We start from the raw sequence: 3,144 nt of genomic DNA, 5'->3' as shown, positions 1-3,144 counted from the left end.
CCCGGGGAGTACCCCGGGGGCCGGTCGCGGCGGTGGTCACTGAGACCCCGCGGTGGTTCGGCCGGAGAGGTCCGGGCGGGGAACCGTCAGACCTGGACCCGGTCCGCCACGACCTTGACCAGCTTGGCCAGGGCCTCCTCGCGCGGGATGCCGTTCTCCTGGGAGCCGTCGCGGTAGCGGAAGGAGACCGTGCCCGCGTTCATGTCCTCGTCACCGACGATGATCATGAACGGGACCTTCAGCTTCTGCTGGTTGCGGATCTTCTTCTGCATCCGGTCCGAGGAGGCGTCGACCTCGATCCGCAGTCCCTTCCTCCGCGCGTCGGCGGCGAACTCCTGGAGGTAGTCCACGTGCGCGTCCCCGATCGGGATGCCCACCGCCTGGACCGGCGCCAGCCACGGCGGCATCGCGCCCGCGTAGTGCTCCAGCAGTACCGCGAAGAACCGCTCGATCGAGCCGAAGAGGGCCCGGTGGATCATGACCGGCCGCTGCCGTGAGCCGTCCGGGGAGGTGTACTCCAGGTTGAACCGCTCCGGCAGGTTGAAGTCGAGCTGGACGGTCGACATCTGCCAGGTGCGGCCGATGGCGTCCCGCGCCTGAACGGAGATCTTGGGACCGTAGAAGGCGGCGCCGCCCGGGTCGGGCGTCAGCGGCAGCCCCTGCGCCTCGGCCACCTGGCGCAGCACCTCGGTGGCCTCCTCCCAGGCCTCGTCCGAGCCGACGTACTTCTCCGGGTCCTTGGTGGACAGCTCCAGATAGAAGTCGGTCAGCCCGTAGTCCCGCAGCAGGTCCAGGACGAAGGTGAGCGTGCGGTCCAGCTCCTCCGCCATCTGCTCACGGGTGCAGTAGATGTGCGCGTCGTCCTGAGTGAAGCCGCGCGCCCGGGTCAGGCCGTGGACCACGCCCGACTTCTCGTGCCGGTAGACCGTGCCGAACTCGAACAGCCGCAGCGGCAGCTCCCGGTAGGAGCGCCCCCGGGCGTCGAAGATCAGGTTGTGCATCGGGCAGTTCATCGGCTTGAGGTAGTAGTCCGTGCCGCCGTCGAGCTGCATGGGGGGGTACATCCCCTCCGCGTACCAGTCCAGGTGGCCGCTCTTCTCGAAGAGGGCGCCCTTGGTGGCGTGCGGGGTGTAGACGAACTCGTACCCCTCCTCCTCGTGACGCTTGCGCGAGTAGTCCTCCATGACCCGGCGGATGATGCCGCCACGGGGGTGGAAGACGGCGAGGCCGGAGCCGATCTCGTCCGGGACGGAGAAGAGGTCCAGTTCGGTGCCGAGCTTGCGGTGATCGCGCTTCTCGGCCTCGGCGAGGAACTCCAGATGCGCCTTGAGCTCGTCCTTGGAGGGCCAGGCGGTGCCGTAGATCCGCTGGAGCATCGGGTTCTTCTCGCTGCCGCGCCAGTAGGCGGCCGCGTTGCGCATCAGCTTGAACGCGGGAATGTTCCGGGTGGTCGGCAGGTGCGGGCCCCGGCAGAGGTCCTTCCAGCACAGCTCGCCGGTCTTGGCGTCCAGGTTGTCGTAGATGGTCAGCTCACCGGCGCCGACCTCCACATCCGCGCCGTCGTCGCTGGTGGCGGAGGAGCCCTTGAGCCCGATCAGCTCCAGCTTGTACGGCTCGTCCGCCAGCTCCTCACGGGCCTCGTCGTCGCCGACGACCCGGCGCGAGAAACGCTGGCCGCGCTTCTGGATCTCCTGCATCTTCTTCTCGATGGCCTTGAGATCCTCGGGGGTGAACGGCTTCTCGACATCGAAGTCGTAGTAGAAGCCGTCCTTGACCGGCGGGCCGATGCCCAGCTTGGCCTCGGGGAAGAGTTCCTGCACGGCCTGCGCCATCACATGCGCGGTGGAGTGGCGCAGGATGTTCAGCCCGTCCTCGGAGGAGATGTCGACGGGCTCGACCTCCTCGCCGTCGCCCACCGCGTACGCCAGGTCCTTCAGCTCGCCGCCGACCCGCGCCGCGACGACGGAGCGCTCACCGGCGAAGAGATCCGCGGCGGTCGTGCCCGTCGTCACCACGCGCTCTTCCCGCTCGGAATCGCGTTGGATGATCACACGGACGTCTGACACCGGTCTCTCCTGACTGATGGGGGTGCGCCAGCGGACACTGGACGCGTCTGAATCGTACCGAGCCCGGGGGCGCCCCCGCGAAACGGATAACACCCCGGTCCGGTCTCCCGTGCGCCCGCCCCGGGGCGGCGGACCCGCCCCCGCCCCCGCCGCGTCCCGGGCTCCGCCGCCGCCCGGCGTACCGGGCGCGCCGCACGGGTATCACCGGGTCGGCGCATGGGTTCCGGCCATCCGCCGCGCGAGGGCGAGGAGTTCGACCGATGACGCTCTGGTACGAGGGCCCGCTGGCGGGCGTCCACTCCTGGGCCACCGGCGCCGACGCCGAGCGGGACCGGATCGTCACGGTCGCCGTGGTGGTGCAGGAGACCCCGGCCGCCCGGCCCCGGATCACCCGCTGGCTGGTCAGCCCGGGGATCCCGGTGCCGCCCTCGGACCTGCACGGACTGGCCGAGGAGCAGCTCCAGCGCCACGGCCGCTGGCCCGCTCCGGTGCTGGAGGAGGTGGCACGGGCCCTGGTGGAGCAGTGCGCGGCGGCCCGGCCCCTCGTGGTGATGGACGCGCCCGCCGGGCTGACCCTCCTCGACCGCGAGCTGCGCCGCCATCGCGCCGCCTCGCTCCCCGGCTATCTGGAGCGCGTACCACTCCATGTCCTCGACCCCCGCCTCCTCGACGGGCATCTGGACCGCTACCGCAAGGGGCGGCGCGCGCTGACCGATCTCTGCCGCACGTACGGGGTGCCGCGGCCCGAGGCGCGGGACACGGCCGCGTTCGCGTTCGCCGCCCTGGAGGTGACCCGGGCCCTCGGCCACCGTTTCGCGTCACGGCTGGAGCGTCTGTCGGCGGCGGATCTGCACGCCCTCCAGGCACGGTGGTACCACGACCGGCCCCGGGGGCCGCTCGGCTGGCTCGCCCGCACCGAGGGCGCCGAGACGACCGCGCCCTCCTGGCCGCTCCGCCCCGATCTCGCCCCGGCCGGCCGGCCGATCGACGGTGAGCCGTGACCCACGGCGCGATGGACCGCGCACAGCGGAAGAACCCGCCAGCACAGCGAACGCAGAAAGGCCGGTCCGTCATCGAC

2 protein-coding genes are annotated in these 3,144 nt (G+C 71.2%); one reads left to right on the top strand and one right to left on the bottom strand.

All coding sequences use genetic code 11. The features are described from left to right. Nucleotides 1-86: 86 nt before the first annotated feature. Complete coding sequence (thrS, locus tag ACFVIM_RS34380) at nt 87-2,066, bottom strand: threonine--tRNA ligase (RefSeq protein ID WP_384310112.1); 1,980 nt, start codon at nt 2,064-2,066, stop codon at nt 87-89. 260 nt (nt 2,067-2,326) lie between these two features. Here thrS and ACFVIM_RS34375 point away from each other — a divergent pair, with 260 nt between their 5' ends. Next, nucleotides 2,327-3,067: a 3'-5' exonuclease gene (locus ACFVIM_RS34375; RefSeq protein ID WP_384310109.1), complete on the top strand. Its 741-nt coding sequence runs from the start codon at nt 2,327-2,329 to the stop codon at nt 3,065-3,067. Nucleotides 3,068-3,144: the final 77 nt, after the last annotated feature.

This window comes from Streptomyces sp. NPDC057638 (assembly GCF_042800315.1).
In the GTDB taxonomy this organism is placed as follows: Bacteria; Actinomycetota; Actinomycetes; order Streptomycetales; family Streptomycetaceae; genus Streptomyces.
Note: the sequence above shows the minus strand (reverse complement) of the source record. Positions and strands in the feature narration are given on the sequence as shown.

Excerpts from the sequence above, each read along its gene's own strand:
- ACFVIM_RS34375 (WP_384310109.1), top strand. The coding sequence starts at position 2,327 with ATGACGCTCTGGTACGAGGGCCCGCTGGCGGGCGTCCACTCCTGGGCC.